The sequence below is a fragment of the Lysobacter sp. ISL-50 genome (genome assembly GCF_018612875.1).
Lineage (GTDB): Bacteria > Pseudomonadota > Gammaproteobacteria > Xanthomonadales > Xanthomonadaceae > Lysobacter.
Window position 1 is genome coordinate 118,296 of sequence record NZ_JAGGRI010000001.1, and the last position, 16,321, is coordinate 134,616.

A 16,321-nucleotide genomic window follows, 5' to 3' on the forward strand; every position below is an offset into this window, starting at 1 on the left:
CGGGAACGGCACCGTACCGTTCCCGCGCGCTGGGTCACACACCGCTTACGGCTTGTTGCCCTTCTTGCCGAGCAGGCCGGTACCGAGCAAGCCCCCCTTGCCGCTGTCCGTGCCGCCGATCACGCCGCCGAGCAGGCCACCGTTGGCGTTGTTGAGCCCGGTCGCCCCGGCTACGCCGTTGACGACCGTGCTCAGCCCCTGGGTAACCGGCTGCAGCGGACCGTTCACGGCCGCCGTGGCTGTATTGCCGACCTGACTTACGCCCCCGCCCACACCCGAAACGACACTGCCGACCAGGCTGGTGACCGGCGCCAGCGGCGTATTGCCGCCGGTGCTGGCCAGACCGGTGCCGACGGCGCCGACGGTGCCGCCGAGTCCGGCCACGCCCGTGGTCACGCCCGCCGCGGTCACGCCGACCGGGTTGGCGATCGAACCGGCATTGCCCAGGCCCGCGGTGATGCCCGCGCCGACCGTGCCGAGATTGCCGCTGACGCCCTGCACCGCGCCGCCGACCAGATTGGTCGCGCCGCCCGGTACCGGTGCGCCGCCGATGGCCGCGCCGAGCGTATTGCCGGCCGAAGCCACGCCGCCGACCACGCCGCCCGCGCCGCGCGACACGTTGGCGACCAGATTGCCGCCGCCGCTGCCGCCGGTAGTGCCGCCGTTGACCTGACCCAGGCCCGCGATCGGCGTGAGCACCTGGCTCAACGCGCCGGTCAACTGCTGGCCCTGGGTACCTTCGAGCACGCCGCCGAGCTTGGTCCCGACCGACTTCACGCCGGTGCCGACGCCGGACACCAGTCCGCCAGCCGCGCTGGTGAGCGGCTGGATCGGCGAGCCCTGGAAGGCGCCGACCGTGGCGACGGTCTTGCCCAGGTCATCGACCGTGGTGCCTACGTTGACCACGAGGTTGTCGACGCCGCCGACGGTGGTGCCGACGGGGTTGCTGATATTGCCGATCTGGCCCAGACCGCTGCTGGTGGAGATGCCGAGCCCGCTGACGGTCTTGCCCAGGTCGTCGACGACCTTGGCCAGTCCCTGCGTGGTCGGATTGCTGCCGCCGAGCAGCGCCTGATTGGGAATCTGCGCGCCGAGCGTACTCACGCCGGTGCCGATGCCGGTCAACAGATTGCCGGCGACGGTGACGATCGAACCGACCGGATTGCCGGGGAGGCTGGTGCCGCCGGGGCCGCCGGGGCCGCCGGGGCCGCCGGGATTGCCCGGACCACCAGGACCGCCGGGACCGCCCGGATTGCCGGGTCCGCCCGGACCACCGGGATTGCCGGGTCCGCCCGGACCGCCGGGATTGCCCGGACCGCCGGGGCCACCGGGACCGCCCGGATCGCCCGGGCCGCCGGGACCGCCCGGATTGGGATTGAAGTTGGATTTGACCCCGCCCGAACCCGAGCAGCCCGTCGTGGATACCGTGATCGTCAAGATGCACGCCGCGAGCAGGCTGTAGGAAAGGGCCTTACGAATGCTGTGAGTGTCCATCACGTCCTCCGAATGCAGCTCTGGGCTGCCTCGTGCCCTAGGGGTTAATCGCTACGCCTGCGTTCGCGGGGGCGACACCGGCCGTGCGCCGGTAACACACATTCGAGGTGTTATTTCGTGTGCACCGTGAACAGGCTGCTCCTGATTAGTGTTAAGGCCACGTGATGAAACGGCTCGATCCGATTGGACCGGCGAAAATTTCCGATAGCCGGCATTTTCCGTGAGAAAGCGTGATTTTCATTCACGACGGCATGCGGGAACGCAGGCCGCCGACCAAAGCGGACAACCGCCCTGCGGCGAAGTACGGACAGGCCCGGGCGGCCTCGCTTCACTCACGCAAACTACCACTGCAAAGTGTGATCGACTCGACCATGTCGGCGGCCGCAGATCCAACTTTCGGGATTAATGCGGCCCCGACCGGCACTCGGATGGCGCCTTCAATACAGATGCTCGCGCCATCGGAAACCGGATCGGCTGCGCGGATCGCCGGTGCTGGAAAGTGTGATGAACTACGTAAATTATGCGCATCTACGTCAAGCGACTACGCAATTTAGACGTGCGCAATCGGCACGCTCACCACTCCACCGTGCCGCGGATCACCGCCTGCACCCGGCCGCCGATCCAGACCTCGCCGTCCTCGTCGATGCGCAACTCGATATAGCCATCGCGGCCGACCTCGCGTCCCTGGCTGACGCTGTACGCATCGCCGCGCGCGACCCGGCCGGCGGCGAGCAAGGCCGATGCGATCGCCGCGTTGGCGCTGCCGGTGACCGGGTCCTCGGCGATGCCGTCGCCCGGACAGAACGCCCGCACCACCCAGGCATGGCCGGCCTCGTCGCTGCGCGCGAACACGGCCAGGCCGAGCGACTCCTCGCCGCTGAGCGCGGCGATGGCGGCCAGATCCGGGCGCAGACCGCGCACGGCGGCCGCGTCGGCCAGTTCGGCCAGCCACCAGCGCGGGCCGTTGTCCCACAACGCCGGCGCCAACGCGCCGCGCGCCACGCCGGCCAGCGCGGCATCGATGAGCGCGCCGTGCGCGGCATCGACCGCGCCAGCACGAGCGCGCGGCGTGCGGATGCTGATGCGAACCTCGCCGACATCGTGCGCGACCTTCACCGGCAGCAAACCCGCCGCGCATTGCTGGATCAACTCGACGCGGTCGGCCGCGACCCGCCGCGCATCCAGCACCGCCCACGCTGCGCCGATGCTCGGATGCCCGGCGAACGCCAATTCCTGGCGCGGCGTGAAGATGCGCACGCGGTAATCCGCGCCCGCCTGCGGCGGCAGCAGGAAGATGGTTTCCGGCAGATGCATCCACGCGGCGAAGGACTGCATCGCCGCATCGTCCATGCCTTGCGCGTCGAACACCACCGCCAGCGGATTGCCGGCGCCGATGCGATGGGCGAACACATCCAGTTGCAAATAACGTCGCAGGCTCATGCCCCGATCGTAACGGCCGCGGGCGGCGGCGGCGATGTGGCTTTAGGCCTGTTGACTCGGGCCCGGGCGGCTCGATCCGGCCGCTGCCAACGCGGCGGTCATGGACAGGAGTTGGCGCTCTTGTAGTCGGTGTACTTGTCGCGGCCGTCGAAGTAATGGATCTGCGCGCCGTTGAACTTGATCTTCTGCAAGGCGCCGTTGAGCAACTGCTCATGGTGCAGATGCGCGCCGAACGAGGTGCCGGTGTTGCCGACCGCGCCGATGCCCTGGCCCAGAGCGACGTTGTCGCCGACCTTGACCGAATACGAATTCAGATGCGCGTACAGCGTGCTCCAGCCGCCGCCGTGATCGATCACCACGTACTTGCCGTAACTGGTGTTGCCCAGATTGCGCACCTTGCTGACCCGGCCCTTGGCCGCGGCCACGACCTTGTCGCCCGCGCCGTTGCTGCGGCTCAAGTCCACCGCCAGCTTGGGGCTGTGGTTATCGCGGGTATTGCCATGCCAGACCTGCTTGCACGGAAACGGCATCTGGAATTTCGGCGCGGCGGCGAACGCGGACGGCAACGCGAGCGCGGCGCTCAATGCGACGGCGAGACGAACGGAAAAACCCGGCATGCGAACTTCCTCGAAAGAATCATGGGATGGACAACGGCGCCAGCGCGCCGCCGCGAATAAACCGCTGCGGAGCGGTCTCCATCCACGAGTGGAGACCGCACCGCAACGCTCCGCCAACCGCACGTCCGCCGAAGAGAGCGCGGTCGGTCGGGCCCGAGGGGGCGTAGGGCCCGTGAGTACGTGGCGGAGAAACCACAGCGCGCCGGCGTGAAGCTCGCAAGCCTCCTCCGTCGCGCGAGAACATCAACGCACGTCGGCGTTGCGAGTCAGCGAACCGGCAATCGCGGCTTGCGTGATTACGCGTCCGCTCGACGACGGCGCGGCCGCCGGCCGGTCGCCATCCGACAGCGCCTGCACCTGCGCCAGAAACGCCGCGCGATCGGCCGACAAGCCCACGCTGGTGACGAACGCCGCGTACAGCGCCAGCATCCAGACAAAGCGCAGCCGGCGCCGCGCGGCGCGGCGATGCGGGAACGAAGACATACGACCACTCCAGAACAAGACAACGACAACGGCCGAACCGGCGACACGGCCGCCCGAATCCGGGCACAAGCGTCCCCGGCCGCCGCGACGGACGCGGCGGATCGAATCGAAACGCAACGCGGCCGCGCGACAGCGCGCGCCGCGACAGTGCCGGGCCGCGAGTCGTCCGCGGCCCGGCCCGGGCGCTATGCGATCAGCACAGCGCCGGCCGCATCAACGCCCGTCGATCAGGCGCGTGGCGATATCCGGCGAGAACGTGCCGGCCGGCGTGTTCGGCGCGATGCCGCAGGGGCCGTCGGAATCGCCCGGCACCTTCACCCACAACAACATCTCCGCGCCGCTGGCGGCGTTCTGCGAGACCACGCCGAGCTTGCGTCCGGCCGGGTTGCACCACTCGCCGTTGGAACCGTTGCCGTTGCGGCTGGTATCGACCACGAACGGTTTCTCGTAGCCGAACTGGCTCTTCAACTGCGCCTTGACCGATGCGCCGTAGGCGTTGGAATCGGCGGTGGTCTTGTAGTTCGATACGTTCAGGGCGAAGCCGCGGATCTCGCCGACGCCGGCCGAATTCAGACGCCTCGCCATTTCGTCCGCGGCGATCCAGCCGGCGTTGCCGCCGTCGTGATAGACCTGCGCATTGGGCGCGCGCAGCTTGAACTCGCGCGCGGCGTACTGCAGCAGGCCGATGCGCACCGCGCGCTGATCGCTGGCAAGGCAATCGAGTTGCGCCAGCGCATCGGGCTCGATCACCACCACCGCGCGGCGATTGCCGATGCCGGAGGCGAAGCTGGAAATCCAGGTGCGGTAGGCCTCGGCGCTGCCCGCGCCGCCGCCGGAATGGCTGCCGCAATCGCGGCTGGTGATGTTGTACGCGACCAGGATCGGCAGCTTGTCGGCAGCGCGCGCGGCTTCGACGAAGCGCGACACCGCGTTGCCGATGCTGCCGCTCCAGTTGCCGAACCAGCGCGCCATCGGCTTGGTCGCGATTGAGGTCTTGATCTTGCCGGCACGCGAGTCGGAGGCGTGATCGCGCACCCACACCGCCGGATTGGAATCGGGATCGACGTAGAAACCGCTGTTCTGGTTCGCCGCCATCGCACTGCCGCTGCCGAACACGGCGGCCACGGCCAGCAGCAAGGCCGCCGGGGCGACGCGATCGCGGGAATGATTCCGGGCCTTCGATGCCACGGCCTTGTTTGTTTGACGCATGTCTCCTCCTGCAAGTGACGTATTGACGGGTAATGGTTGGCGGCGGCGCGTTCGTTTCGCGCGATACCTAGTTTTTGTTGCTACAGCCATCAGCTGTACTTCGTTCGCAAGCGCCCATGCCTGGCAAAATGACCGCAAGGCCGGCGCCGCACTTCTAAATTCCTCACACTTTGCAATATTGGTCGCGGCAATCATCGACACCGAAAATTCGCCGTGTTAGTCGTGGACGCATGCTCCCTTCCCCGGAGCATGCGTCCACCAACTATCGGCCGGCTCGAACCACAACGATCAAGCGCAACCGAACACTCCCTCCAGAGCACGCGTTCAGTCTAAGTAGATAGGCTGTCGCCGACCTGTCGCAGCTGCGGCAACGACTCAGGCCGCGGCGCATCAGGCGCGAGACCGGCCTGTCGAATCCCTCTCTCATTTCGCATGCGCCGTGCGCGCAAGGCGTACGGCTATCCAGGTCATCCAGGAGTTTCAATGCGTATTTTCTTGATCGAAGACAATCTCGACCTGGCCCAGGCCGTGGTGCAGCATCTGCGCCGCACCGGCAACGCCGTCGACCACGAATCCGACGGCCTCAACGCCTGCCGCTTTCTCGAACACGAACGCTACGACCTGATCCTGCTCGACATCGGCCTGCCGCGCATGGACGGCCTGAGCCTGCTCGCCGAACTGCGCCGCCGCGGCGACGCCACGCCGGTGCTGATGCTGACCGAGCGCTCCGACATCGAAGACCGGATCAGCGCGCTCGATGTCGGCGCCGACGACTACATCGGCAAGCCCTTCGACTTCCGCGAACTCAGCGCGCGCTGCCGCGCCCTCACCCGCCGCCGCCAGGCGCAGACTTCGAGCCTGGTGCGCATCGGCCCGCTGGTGATGGACAACGCCGCGCGCCGGGTGAAGTTCGAGGACCGCACCATCGACCTGCCCAATCGCGAATACAGCCTGCTGGAAATCCTGGTCGGCCGGCTCGGCCAGGTGGTCAGCAAGAGCGAGATCACCAATCGATTGTTCGCGCTGAGCGAAGAAGCCGGCTCGAACACGGTCGAGCTGTACATCGCGCGGCTGCGCAAGAAACTGCCGCAGCAGTTCCTGCGCATCGTCACCGTGCGCGGCTCGGGCTATCTGGCCGAGACCATTCGCGGCGAACCGGTCCTGGCCGCGTCGGCCGGCGTCGCCCACGACTGAGCGCGCATGATCGAACCCGAACACACGCGTCCATCGATCCGGCGCACCCTGCTGCTGTCGATCGGCCTGTTGTCGCTGGTCGGCATGCTGCTGCTGTTCTTCGGCGCCAGCCAGTACGGCCGGCGCGCCGCGGATTTGTCCTACGACCGCTTGCTCAACGCCTCGGCGCTGACCATCGCCGACAGCATCACCCTGGTCGATGGACAGTGGGAGGCGAACATTCCCTGCGCCGCGCTGGAACTGCTGTCGGCGGCGCCGGACGACCGCGCGTTCTACCGGGTCTACCTCGCCGGCGGACGCACGCTCACCGGTTACGACGACTTGCCGCGGCCGCCGTCGGTGGCGAGCGATCACGCGAGTTTCTTCGATGCGCAGTACCGCGGCGAAGCCGTGCGCTTCGCCGTGCTGCGCCGCGCCGCCAGCAGCGCCGACGGCCCGGAAGCGGCGTTGGTGCAGATCGGCCAGACCCGGCGCGCGCGCGATGAAGTCGCCAAGGACATCGTCTGGCATGTGACCGGCTGGATCGCGTTGTTCACCGTGGCGATTCTGCTGCTGGCGTGGTTCGCGATCGATCGCGCGTTGCAGCCGCTGGTGCGGATCGAACAGGATTTCAGCGTGCGCACACCGTTCGACCTGCGCCCGATCACCCGCGCGGTGCCGACCGAGCTGTCGCATGTGGTGGCGGCGCAGAACCACTTCATGTCGCGGCTTTCCACCAACATCGACGTGCTGCGCACCTACATCGCCGAAGCCGCGCACCAGATGCGCAATCCGCTGGCCTCGCTGCGCGCGCAGGCGCAGCTGTCGCTGCACCAGAACAATCCGCAGCAATGGCGGCAGGGCCTGTACGCGATCGAGCGCCACTCCGGCAAGCTCAGCCGCCTGCTCAACCAGTTGCTCAGTCACGCCAACGTGACCCATCGCGCCGAGCTGCACAACTTCAAGCCCTTGAACCTGGAAACCATCGCCCGCCAGGCCCTGCACGAATCGGTGCCGCTGGCCGAACCGCGGCCGCGGGTGAGTTTCGAATGCGAGGCCGGCGACACCGCGCTGCACGGCGACGCGCTGATGCTGCGCGAGGCGATCAAGAACCTGATCGACAACGCGATCAAGCACGGCGACGGCGCCGATTCGCCGGTGCAGGTGCTGCTGGAGCAGGACGACTCCGGGCTCGCGCTCAGCGTCAGCGACGCCGGCCCCGGCATGAGCGCGGAGGATTGCGAGCGCGCGTTCGAACGCTTCGGCCGCGGCGAAAACGCTTCGGCGCAGGGCGCGGGATTGGGACTGGCGATCGTCAAGCGCGTGGTCGAAAGCCACGGCGGCCGCGTCGTGCTGGCACCGTCGCGGCTCGGCGGCCTGAGCGTGCGCCTGCACCTGCCCAAGGACGCGGCATGAAACTGCTGCGACTGATCGCAACGACGGCGCTGTTCCTGATCGCTTCGGTCGGCGTGGTGTATCTGGCACCGGCGCAGGCGCGGCCGAAGCAGAACGAACGCATCAGCGTGTTCGAATCGTCCATCGCCCGGCAAGGCCGGCTGGTCTTGCACGGATCGGCCAACGTCGGCCTGATGCGCGCGTTGATCCTCGACTATCAACGCATCCATCCCGGCGTCGAGGTGCGCTACTCGCATCTGGACACGCAGGATATCTACCAACGCAGCGTGCGTTCGGCGGCGGCGCAGGAACGCCCCGACCTGCTGCTGAGCGCCAGCACCGACCTGCAGATCAAACTGGTCAACGACGGCTACAGCCAGCCGTATCGCTCACCGCAGAACCAGACGCTGCCCGCGGCCGCGCGCTGGCGCGACGAGGTCTTCGCCTACGGTTACGAACCGGTGGTGATGGTCTACAACACGCAAGGCCTGGACGCGCAGCGCGTACCGCAGACCCGCAGCCAGTTGCAGAAGCTGTTGCGCGAATCCGAGCATGCGTTACGCGGCCGCATCGCCTTGCAGGACCCGCGCGACAGCGCGGTGGCGTACTTCATCGCCACGCAGGAAGAGAAACTGCTCGGCAACGACGCCGGCCCCATGCTGACCGCGCTCGGCGAAAATCAGGCGCGCTTGTTCAAGCGCATGGACACGCTGCTCGATCAACTCTCGTCCGGCGAAATGGTGGTCGCCTACGGCGTCTTCGGTTCGTACGCGTTGCAGCGTATCGAGCGCGGCGCGCCGCTGCGGATCGTGCTGCCGCGCGATCATCTGCTGTTGGTCGCGCGCACCGCGCTGATCCTGCGCGACGCGCCCAATCCGGCCGAAGCGCAGCGCTTTCTCGATCACCTGCTGTCGGCGCGCGGACAGGCCATCCTGGCGCGCGAAGCCAAGCTGATTCCGGCGCGCACCGACCTGCCCGCGCCGGCGCGCATCTACCCGGGCCTGGACCCGAACAGCACGACCCTGCGGCGCACGCCGCTGGGCCTGGGCTTCCTGGTCTATCTGGACGAAGTGAAGCGGCGGCGCTTTCTGCAGCAATGGCGCAATTACCTGGCACCCGACAGCGCCGCCACGGCGGCGGCCCGCTGAGTCGCCGCTTACGCCAACGGCGCGAGCTGCAACTGTTCGAACAACTGGTTCTGCGCCTTCTTGGCGAGCGAACGCGGCACCTTCACCATGAACCCGCCGCCGCCCAGCGCGACATCGCCCTGGATGATGAAGCCGTTGATGCGCACGTAGCTGGTGATCGAATACCTCGTCCCCGAGCGGTCCAGTTCCAGGAACATCGGCGCGGTCAGGAAACCGCTGCCTTTCTGGTAGGTGCGCTTATCGCCCTGGTTGTGCTTGAGCGCGTAGCCGTTGCTCGCGGCCCAGGCATCGACGATGGCGTACACGTCCTGCTGCGAATCGAATTCCACATGATCGCGCTGATTGCTGCCGTTCTTGGCGATCAACGCCATGACGTTGAGAAAAGCCAACCCGCACAAAGCGCCGAACAGCGCCAAACCGACGATTCCCATCAAACCCGCTCCTTGTAAGTGTTTGCGATGATCCGGCGCGTGCTCGCGGCGTATTCCGGCGGCGACCAGCGGGGCGGCATCATAGCAGCCATGCCGCGCGCGCTATTTGCCGCTGATGTTGGTCGGCGCCCGATCAACGGCTCGCGCTGTCGATACGCGGCCTCGCATGACCTCCAGGGCCATGACGGCTTGCGGGAGACTGTTTTCCCGGCCGCTATGGCCCAAGCCGCTTGTAGAGAAAGGCCGACGACGCCGGACACAGCGAAGCGAACTCTTGCGTCGCCGCGATGGCCGGCGGGGCGTGCGTCCGGTCGAGATCGACGAAGTCCAGTCGCCGGAAGAAACCGGCCGCGGTCGTAGTCAGAAGATACAGGCCCACGGCCCCGCCTTCGGCCGCCGCGCGCTCGGCGAAGCCCACCAGGGCGACGCCGAGGCCGCTGCCGCGCAACGCGGGAGAAACCGCGAGGGAGCGCAGCAAGACGTGGGGACCGTCGAGTTCCAACCCAACCATCGCGTCGATGGCTTGACCCCGGCGCGCCGCAAAGAGCCTGACGGTCGAGTTTGCGCCAAGGTCCGCCACCGGCAGCCCGCTGCCCGCCAGAAAAGCCAGCGCCTCTTGTTCGATGGGAATCGGTGAAATCAGACTCATAGTGACGCCCCTGTTGCTTGATCGATTTTCAGCGAGCCGATGACGCGCCCGCCTCGCACCCACTTTTCGAGCGGCTGACGATATGCACGGCCGATAGCATAAAGGCGGCGCTGCTCAGCTATGTCCATCCGGCCAGATTCATCGCCATGGACGCGGACACGCACCACAGCACGATCCACAGCGCGGAGACTCTAACGACCGCCAACAGCGCAAATCCGATCGCCGCGATGGCGACGTCGGTAAAGCCGCGCACGCCTTCGGTCAGGACTGGATCGTAGAACGCCGCAACCAGCAATCCGACGACAGCGGCGTTGACGCCGGCCATCGCGTTGGCGGCCCAGGGCCGCTGCGCCAAACGCCCCCACACCGGCAGCACCGCCAGCAACAGCACGAAGCCAGGGACGAACACCGCCAGCAACGCAATGGTCGCACCTACCCAAGGCGACGAATCCAACGGCACCTCGGCACCGAGAAACGCACCCAGTGAGAACATCGGCCCGGGCATCGCTTGCGCGGCGCCATAACCGGCCAGGAACTTGTCCGCCTCCATCCAACCGCTCTTCACTACCGATTCCTGCAGCAGCGGCAACACGACGTGACCGCCTCCGAACACCAACGCCCCAGCCCGGTAGAACGCGGCGGCGAGCCCCGCGATCGTGGGCTCACCCGCAGACGGCCACATCAACGCACCGCATAAGCCGAGCAGGAAAACGCTCAGGAACACTATCGCGCCGCGGCTGCCGTAACGAATGGGAAAGGCCGCGACGACGCCCGCGGCCGCACGCCTGCAGACCAACGTCCCGAGCATCCCCCCGAGCGCGATCGCGATGAGCTGCATCCAGGCGCTGCCGGTAGATACGATCAGCGCCGCCGCGCCGGCGGCGATCAGGGCACGCGTCGCATCCGGCGCCAGTTGCCGCACCATGCCCAACAGACCGTGTGCGACCACGACCACGGCAACCAACTTCAGGCCATGCACCGCCACCGCGCCCAAGCCGTGCCCGAGCTGCGGCGCCAGCGCGGCGAAGCCGACCATCAACAGCGCCGATGGCAGCGTGAACGCGATGAAGGCCGCAAGCGCTCCGAGCCAGCCGCCGCGGAACAGCCCGATCGCAAACCCCATCTGGCTACTGGCCGGCCCCGGCAGAAACTGACACACGGACAACAACTGCGCGAAGCGAGCATCGTCCAGCCACCCTCGCCGCGTCACGAACTCCTCGCGGAAGTAAGCCAGATGAGCGATCGGGCCGCCGAACGAGGTCAGGCCCAGTCGCAAGAACACCCGGAATACTTCGCTCGCCGAGCCCGGACTTGGCGAGTCGTTGGGGGCTAAATCGGACAACAGCGGCTCACTTCGAAAGCGAAGACAGACGCCATGCTACCAACACGCATGTGCCTGTTAGCGCCGGCTGCCCGCGGAGATTTGTAGCTTCGAACACCCCCATCGCCCGGAACCATCGACAAATGCATTGCCTGGACTTGATCATGCCGGTGACCCCAGTGGCCCATCAGATGATTGAGTGGCTTGCGATATAGAGCCCCGCTATCGCCTTTGCGCAGATTCCGGGAGGATCACGACCCACTAGCCGGACTAGACGTCGGCTCACCTATCAGCGCCCGTCACCCACCAATCCGAGCCATGGCGCTTGGCGCAGGATCGCCTTCTTCGATATGCCCGCCGGCGGCTACCAGACTCAACCGAAGCAGATCGCGACACAATCCGCCGATCACTTCTCACGCATTTTTTTCTCCCACCTGCGCGGCACTGGAGAGCACCCGCGTTGAGGAGCCCAAGGTTCACCGTGCTTTATGTGCACCCAGACCTAGCCATATCCGTGCTCCACCGCCGAGCTTGGCTCGACCGACTTCCTTACCTTCGTAGCCACTTCGCCAACTGAGCGCTTGTGGGACATATCCTCCGATCCGGGCGCGTCCAGATCGGCATGTTGGAAAACAAACTCCGCCACAGCCAGTACCCGCTCCCATGAGGCAATTGATTCACCCGCCAGCCGGCCATAGCAGTTTCGTAATTCGGATTGGATCTGTATCGGGGGCTTGTTCCGCAATGTGGCTTCGATGCCCACCGCGATGGATGCCAGAAGCTCCCTGCCGCTAAAAAGATGGGCGCACGGTAGCTGCTGCGCGTTCGCCAGCCAGAATGCTCGAACCGCTTCTACATCGATGGCGCGCTCTCGGTAGTCCGCCGACGGGACAGGCGGAGTCTGATGGATCGATGGATTGCGACTTGATTTTGATGAGCGCATCGTCGAAGACGTGTCGGCTATCGGCGAACGCGATCGCTCCGCTACTTCCAGGTAAACAAGACCGAAGCGATCGAATTCCTCGGCCGTGAGCAACTTGGGTCGCCTCCCCACCAGCCACGAATATCGAATACGGATGCTTGTATCGCTCTCCTCCATGACCCTTACGTTCTTGGCCAAGGGCAGCAGCTCGAATGCCGCCAGAGCCAGATCGCGAAGCGAGATATAGGCAAGGGTTGAATTGACCCCGCGCTGCAGGGTCACGACATGTCGGTTCATGGCATCCCTCATCGGGAATGAGGCGGAACGCAGGCGCCATGAACTAGGGCGGGTGCGGAAAGCCGGAGGTCGGCTACTTGCACGATCAGCTGATTCGACCTTACACCCCTTTTCGAAGCGCCGCGTGACGGCCAGCACGTCCCACGTCCTGCAATACGGGTTCAGACTCAGAGCCGCTTGCCGAACAAGTACGCATTTGTACTGAACATAGACGTCTTCCGCCTATTCACCCTGCAGCGAGTAGCGCCAACACAAGTCTCAGGCATCTGATGAGACAGTAAAACCGGGATGCGCAACGGCGATTCGCAAGCCGTCCGACACGTGCGCGCAAACTTGGTTCGAGCTTCCAACAGGCCCGCCGCGCCCGCCTTTACACCATCTATCTGTAGTGCCTGCCGGCGCCCGCGCTGGTAGATCGCTCGACTTCGAGTCCCATCCTGGCCAAGCGCATCGCGAGTTTCGCGAACTGTTCTCCGAGTTCGCCGCGCTCACCGAATCCGATCCGTCGATGATTCATTTACAGGAAAGCGCCTATCGCGAAACGACAAGGCGTTCGGGCGGACACAAGTCGCCGCAGATGCGATAGCGGTACGGCCATGAAGTACCTATCGTGGAACCTGCCGCAGAGCGCGAATTTTCCCAGGAATTTTTCCGGGACAAGAAAAAAGGCGCTTAGGGTTAGCCCTAAGCGCCTGTTTTAATTGGTGGGTCGTGAAGGATTCGAACCTTCGACCAAAAGATTAAAAGTCTGATTGACTTAGCTTTTGAATCAATAGCTTAGACCCTTCATTTTTACCGAAGACCCGCAGATAAGGCGTTATCAGACAGCCTAATTTTCCCGACCCTAACGCAAGCCCTGATCGGGCCCGCACACCGTTAGGAATGGGCCTTCGGGTTTCCGATACCCGCTGGCGTCGCGTTTGATTGGCTACAAAGTCCGCACGCAGATCATTGTCACAGCCACTCGCACGAAACGATAAACCACGCATTCCCCTCTTCCACCTGTTCTAACAGGCTGTTGAGAAAATACTCCACCGCCATCGCACGATGGGCTCGTTGTATGGATCGATAGACCCAGCACACCGCCCCTCAGACGACAGATCAACTCTTTGCGGGTCATTCGCTCAGATCGGGGTTGGTGTACATCGGCTAATGCTCACCGGCCGAATCAGGTGTACGCAGCGAAAGCAAATCCCACTGCGATGCCGCACCATCGCATCGTGATGCGATGGTGCGGCACTTGCTCTGCTACTAGCGTGAAGCTGAGGGCGTTCTCCAAACAGAATCAGCAACCGCCTTCACTCCTGTCAGAACGATTCGACGTCGGCGTCCGGCTCTAGCTATTAGGGCTGCGGGAAACCGCCCAACGCCACCATTCTTTAGTTCGATCACAAGGAGATATCTCATGCTCGCAAAGCATAATCAGTTTCGGAAGTCGTTCGCCGTCGTGCTATTGGCCGCTTCGGCCTTGATCGGCCTGCCTGCTTGGGCTGCTAACGACCCAGCTCGTACTGCACCGGGTTACATCAACGTTATGGAGGCTGGGTGGGGTGCCGACTCGGTGTCGATCGAACTTACCTCTCCCATCATCAATCCGGCTGGATGCCCTATCTGGCTTTCCGGCTATGTCTCGGACGTCCAAGACCCAGGACGTGGGCTCTACCACGATATCCTGAGAGAAGCTTGGGTTTATGGGCGTAGGGTTGAGTTACTGATCAGCGGGGTGCCAGGGGATTGCCCCTCCGGAAAGCCCCGGATCATTTCAGTCAGAGTCGTCCGCTGATGGACAAAGAAGATGGTAAGGGCGATGAATCGCCCTTACCTTTTCCCTTTTAATAGACTAGAAATGGTTCCAGGTTGATTTTCATCGAACGAAACGTGTCGCTGAGGTGGACAAGGGTCCTTCAACCCATTGTCCGGAAAACTTATAGATCGATCTCGTGCACTTCCCCGTCACAGTTCGTGACGCGAGCGTGTATGAGCTTGCGACCTTGATAGGTGTACTCCATGAGCCAGACCTGCGCGCCGTCTTTCTTGCCGTTGGGCAAGTACAGGAGCAAATTGCGGAAGTTATCGACACCCTTAGCAGCGCGTCGATATCGGCCTGATCCTGCGCAGCATCGTTGACGTACATGATGAAACCGGCGTGACTGCCATTGAGGTAATACTTGCGCCGGAACAACGTCGCCGATTCGTTGAGCAGAGCCGATTGCAGCACGCTCGCGCACCACGGCACCCCGTGCTCTTGATTGATGTCCGGTTCCATGACGTGGAAAACGCTGTCGGTCGCGTACCCATGTTCATTCGCTCAGCTCCGGATGAAGAAGTATTTGCCATCGCCCAGGCCGCGCCGAACGAATTTCCCGAGCGCGTGTTTCAGCGCCAACGGCTTACGGCTCCGTGCGTCGCGACGCGCAGATGCAACAGCGATATGAAGTAACTATCGTGAAACCTGCTGCCGAGCGCGAATTTTCCCGGGACAAGAAAAAAGGCACTTAGGGTTCGCCCTAAGTGCCTCTTTTATTTGGTGGGTCGTGAAGGATTCGAACCTTCGACCAAAAGATTAAAAGTCTTCTGCTCTACCGACTGAGCTAACGACCCGAAGTGGTGCGATTCGGTCCCTGGCGCTGCGCCGGGCCGGGCATTCTAACAAAGCTTGCGCCGCCGGTCAGGCCCCCCGGCGATTCGCGTTCAGTGGCGCGGCGCGGGCGGGGTCAGACGTAGTGCGTGGGATCGGGCACGCCGGCGGCGTTGAAGCCTTCGGCGCGCAGGCGGCAGGCGTCGCAGTGGCCGCAGGCGCGGCCGGCGTCGTCGGCCTGGTAGCACGAGACGGTCTGGCTGAAATCCACGCCCAGGCGCAGGCCTTCGCGGACGATGTCGGCCTTGCTCATGAACTGCAGCGGGGCCTGGACGCGCAGTCCGGCGCCTTCCACGCCGGCCTTGGTCGCCAGGTTGGCCAGGCGCTCGAAGGCTTCCACGAACTCGGGGCGGCAGTCGGGGTAGCCGGAGTAGTCCACGGCGTTGACGCCGCAGAAGATGTCGTTGGCGCCGAGCACTTCGGCCCAGCCCAGGGCGATCGACAGCATGATGGTGTTGCGCGCCGGGACGTAGGTGACGGGGATGTCGTCCTTGGCCGCGGCGATGCCGATGGCGTGGCCGTCGTTGTCCAGCGGGACCGAGATGGTCTCGTCGGTCAGCGCCGAGCCGCCGATGCTGCGCAGGTCCACGCTGACGGTCTTGTGCGCGACCGCGCCCAGGGACACGGCGACGCGCGCGGCGGCGTCGAGTTCGGAGGTGTGGCGCTGGCCGTAGCGCACGCTCAAGGCGTGCACGGCGAAGCCCTGTTCGCGCGCGATGGCGATGACGACGGCGGAGTCCATGCCTCCGGAGACTAGAACGACGGCGTTTTTCATGGGGGCGGGCTCTGGGGCGGGAATCGGGAATCGGGAATCGGGAATCGGGAATCGGGAATCGGGAATCGGGAATCGGGAAAGGCTAAACCGGCTTGTTGGTGGTTTGCTCGTTATTTCTGCGAACGCGGCTTCGCTTTACTTCGGCGGAGCCGAGCATCCAGGGCTGCGTCGCGACATGGCGCTGAAGTCACTGGATTCCCGCTTTCGCGGGAATGACGAGCGAAAAAAGCCGGCGATCTGGAACGTAGCAGCGCGTTGCAATGCAGCGCTTCGGAACGGGACGGCCTCGCTTCAACGCATCCCGAATCCCGAATCCCGAATCTCCAATC

The 16,321-nt window shown here is 64.9% G+C and carries 13 protein-coding genes and 1 tRNA gene; 3 read left to right on the top strand and 11 right to left on the bottom strand.

Annotation, left to right across the window (positions count from 1 at the left end; genetic code table 11):
- Window positions 1-45: 45 nt before the first annotated feature.
- The 5 genes from J7J50_RS00455 to J7J50_RS00475 form a co-directional block, all read right to left on the bottom strand.
- Window positions 46-1,494, bottom strand: coding sequence for a collagen-like triple helix repeat-containing protein (locus J7J50_RS00455; RefSeq protein ID WP_215058814.1), 1,449 nt, complete (start codon window positions 1,492-1,494; stop codon window positions 46-48).
- Window positions 1,495-2,067: 573 nt separating this feature from the next.
- Window positions 2,068-2,934: a PhzF family phenazine biosynthesis protein gene (locus tag J7J50_RS00460; protein ID WP_215058811.1), complete on the bottom strand. Its 867-nt coding sequence runs from the start codon at window positions 2,932-2,934 to the stop codon at window positions 2,068-2,070.
- Window positions 2,935-3,032: 98 nt separating this feature from the next.
- A complete protein-coding gene (locus J7J50_RS00465) occupies window positions 3,033-3,551 on the bottom strand; it encodes a M23 family metallopeptidase (protein ID WP_215058809.1) in 519 nt (172 codons plus the stop codon).
- Between the two features lie 243 nt (window positions 3,552-3,794).
- Complete coding sequence (locus J7J50_RS00470) at window positions 3,795-4,034, bottom strand: hypothetical protein (RefSeq protein WP_215058807.1); 240 nt, start codon at window positions 4,032-4,034, stop codon at window positions 3,795-3,797.
- A gap of 213 nt (window positions 4,035-4,247) precedes the next feature.
- Window positions 4,248-5,243 (bottom strand): glycoside hydrolase family 6 protein, encoded by a 996-nt coding sequence (locus J7J50_RS00475; protein WP_215058805.1) that lies wholly within the window; start codon window positions 5,241-5,243, stop codon window positions 4,248-4,250.
- A gap of 483 nt (window positions 5,244-5,726) precedes the next feature.
- Here J7J50_RS00475 and J7J50_RS00480 point away from each other — a divergent pair, with 483 nt between their 5' ends.
- Genes J7J50_RS00480 through J7J50_RS00490 form a run of 3 tightly spaced genes read left to right on the top strand, consistent with a single transcriptional unit; the run spans window position 5,727 to window position 8,959 of the window.
- The gene (locus J7J50_RS00480; RefSeq protein ID WP_215058803.1) at window positions 5,727-6,437 is read left to right on the top strand and encodes a response regulator transcription factor; all 711 of its coding nucleotides are present in this window, start codon (window positions 5,727-5,729) and stop codon (window positions 6,435-6,437) included.
- A gap of 6 nt (window positions 6,438-6,443) precedes the next feature.
- The gene (locus tag J7J50_RS00485; RefSeq protein ID WP_215058800.1) at window positions 6,444-7,832 is read left to right on the top strand and encodes a sensor histidine kinase; all 1,389 of its coding nucleotides are present in this window, start codon (window positions 6,444-6,446) and stop codon (window positions 7,830-7,832) included.
- Window positions 7,829-8,959 (top strand): ABC transporter substrate-binding protein, encoded by a 1,131-nt coding sequence (locus J7J50_RS00490; RefSeq protein WP_215058798.1) that lies wholly within the window; start codon window positions 7,829-7,831, stop codon window positions 8,957-8,959. The genes J7J50_RS00485 and J7J50_RS00490 overlap by 4 nt, the downstream gene beginning before the upstream one ends.
- A gap of 8 nt (window positions 8,960-8,967) precedes the next feature.
- Here the strand turns inward: J7J50_RS00490 and J7J50_RS00495 are convergent, their stop codons facing one another.
- From J7J50_RS00495 to queC, 6 genes are all read right to left on the bottom strand, one after another.
- Entirely contained in the window at window positions 8,968-9,390 is a 423-nt protein-coding gene (locus J7J50_RS00495; RefSeq protein WP_215058796.1) for a hypothetical protein, read from the bottom strand.
- A gap of 214 nt (window positions 9,391-9,604) precedes the next feature.
- On the bottom strand, window positions 9,605-10,039 hold the full coding sequence (locus J7J50_RS00500; protein WP_215058794.1) for a GNAT family N-acetyltransferase: 435 nt from the start codon (window positions 10,037-10,039) through the stop codon (window positions 9,605-9,607).
- Window positions 10,040-10,157: 118 nt separating this feature from the next.
- Window positions 10,158-11,381, bottom strand: a complete 1,224-nt coding sequence (chrA, locus tag J7J50_RS00505; protein WP_215058792.1) for a chromate efflux transporter — start codon at window positions 11,379-11,381, stop codon at window positions 10,158-10,160.
- A gap of 481 nt (window positions 11,382-11,862) precedes the next feature.
- The gene (locus tag J7J50_RS00510; RefSeq protein ID WP_215058790.1) at window positions 11,863-12,579 is read right to left on the bottom strand and encodes a hypothetical protein; all 717 of its coding nucleotides are present in this window, start codon (window positions 12,577-12,579) and stop codon (window positions 11,863-11,865) included.
- A gap of 2,525 nt (window positions 12,580-15,104) precedes the next feature.
- Window positions 15,105-15,180 (bottom strand) — tRNA-Lys (locus J7J50_RS00515).
- Window positions 15,181-15,293: 113 nt separating this feature from the next.
- Entirely contained in the window at window positions 15,294-15,992 is a 699-nt protein-coding gene (gene queC, locus J7J50_RS00520; protein WP_215058788.1) for a 7-cyano-7-deazaguanine synthase QueC, read from the bottom strand.
- Window positions 15,993-16,321 lie beyond the last annotated feature (329 nt).

What these genes read in the sequence shown, in the direction of transcription:
- J7J50_RS00475 (WP_215058805.1), bottom strand. Translation starts at nt 5,243, where the DNA reads ATGCGTCAAACAAACAAGGCCGTGGCATCGAAGGCCCGGAATCATTCC.
- J7J50_RS00510 (WP_215058790.1), bottom strand. Translation starts at nt 12,579, where the DNA reads ATGAACCGACATGTCGTGACCCTGCAGCGCGGGGTCAATTCAACCCTT.
- queC (WP_215058788.1), bottom strand. Translation starts at nt 15,992, where the DNA reads ATGAAAAACGCCGTCGTTCTAGTCTCCGGAGGCATGGACTCCGCCGTC.
- J7J50_RS00465 (WP_215058809.1), bottom strand. Translation starts at nt 3,551, where the DNA reads ATGCCGGGTTTTTCCGTTCGTCTCGCCGTCGCATTGAGCGCCGCGCTC.
- J7J50_RS00490 (WP_215058798.1), top strand. Translation starts at nt 7,829, where the DNA reads ATGAAACTGCTGCGACTGATCGCAACGACGGCGCTGTTCCTGATCGCT.
- J7J50_RS00495 (WP_215058796.1), bottom strand. Translation starts at nt 9,390, where the DNA reads ATGGGAATCGTCGGTTTGGCGCTGTTCGGCGCTTTGTGCGGGTTGGCT.
- J7J50_RS00480 (WP_215058803.1), top strand. Translation starts at nt 5,727, where the DNA reads ATGCGTATTTTCTTGATCGAAGACAATCTCGACCTGGCCCAGGCCGTG.
- J7J50_RS00485 (WP_215058800.1), top strand. Translation starts at nt 6,444, where the DNA reads ATGATCGAACCCGAACACACGCGTCCATCGATCCGGCGCACCCTGCTG.
- J7J50_RS00460 (WP_215058811.1), bottom strand. Translation starts at nt 2,934, where the DNA reads ATGAGCCTGCGACGTTATTTGCAACTGGATGTGTTCGCCCATCGCATC.
- J7J50_RS00455 (WP_215058814.1), bottom strand. Translation starts at nt 1,494, where the DNA reads ATGGACACTCACAGCATTCGTAAGGCCCTTTCCTACAGCCTGCTCGCG.
- J7J50_RS00500 (WP_215058794.1), bottom strand. Translation starts at nt 10,039, where the DNA reads ATGAGTCTGATTTCACCGATTCCCATCGAACAAGAGGCGCTGGCTTTT.
- J7J50_RS00470 (WP_215058807.1), bottom strand. Translation starts at nt 4,034, where the DNA reads ATGTCTTCGTTCCCGCATCGCCGCGCCGCGCGGCGCCGGCTGCGCTTT.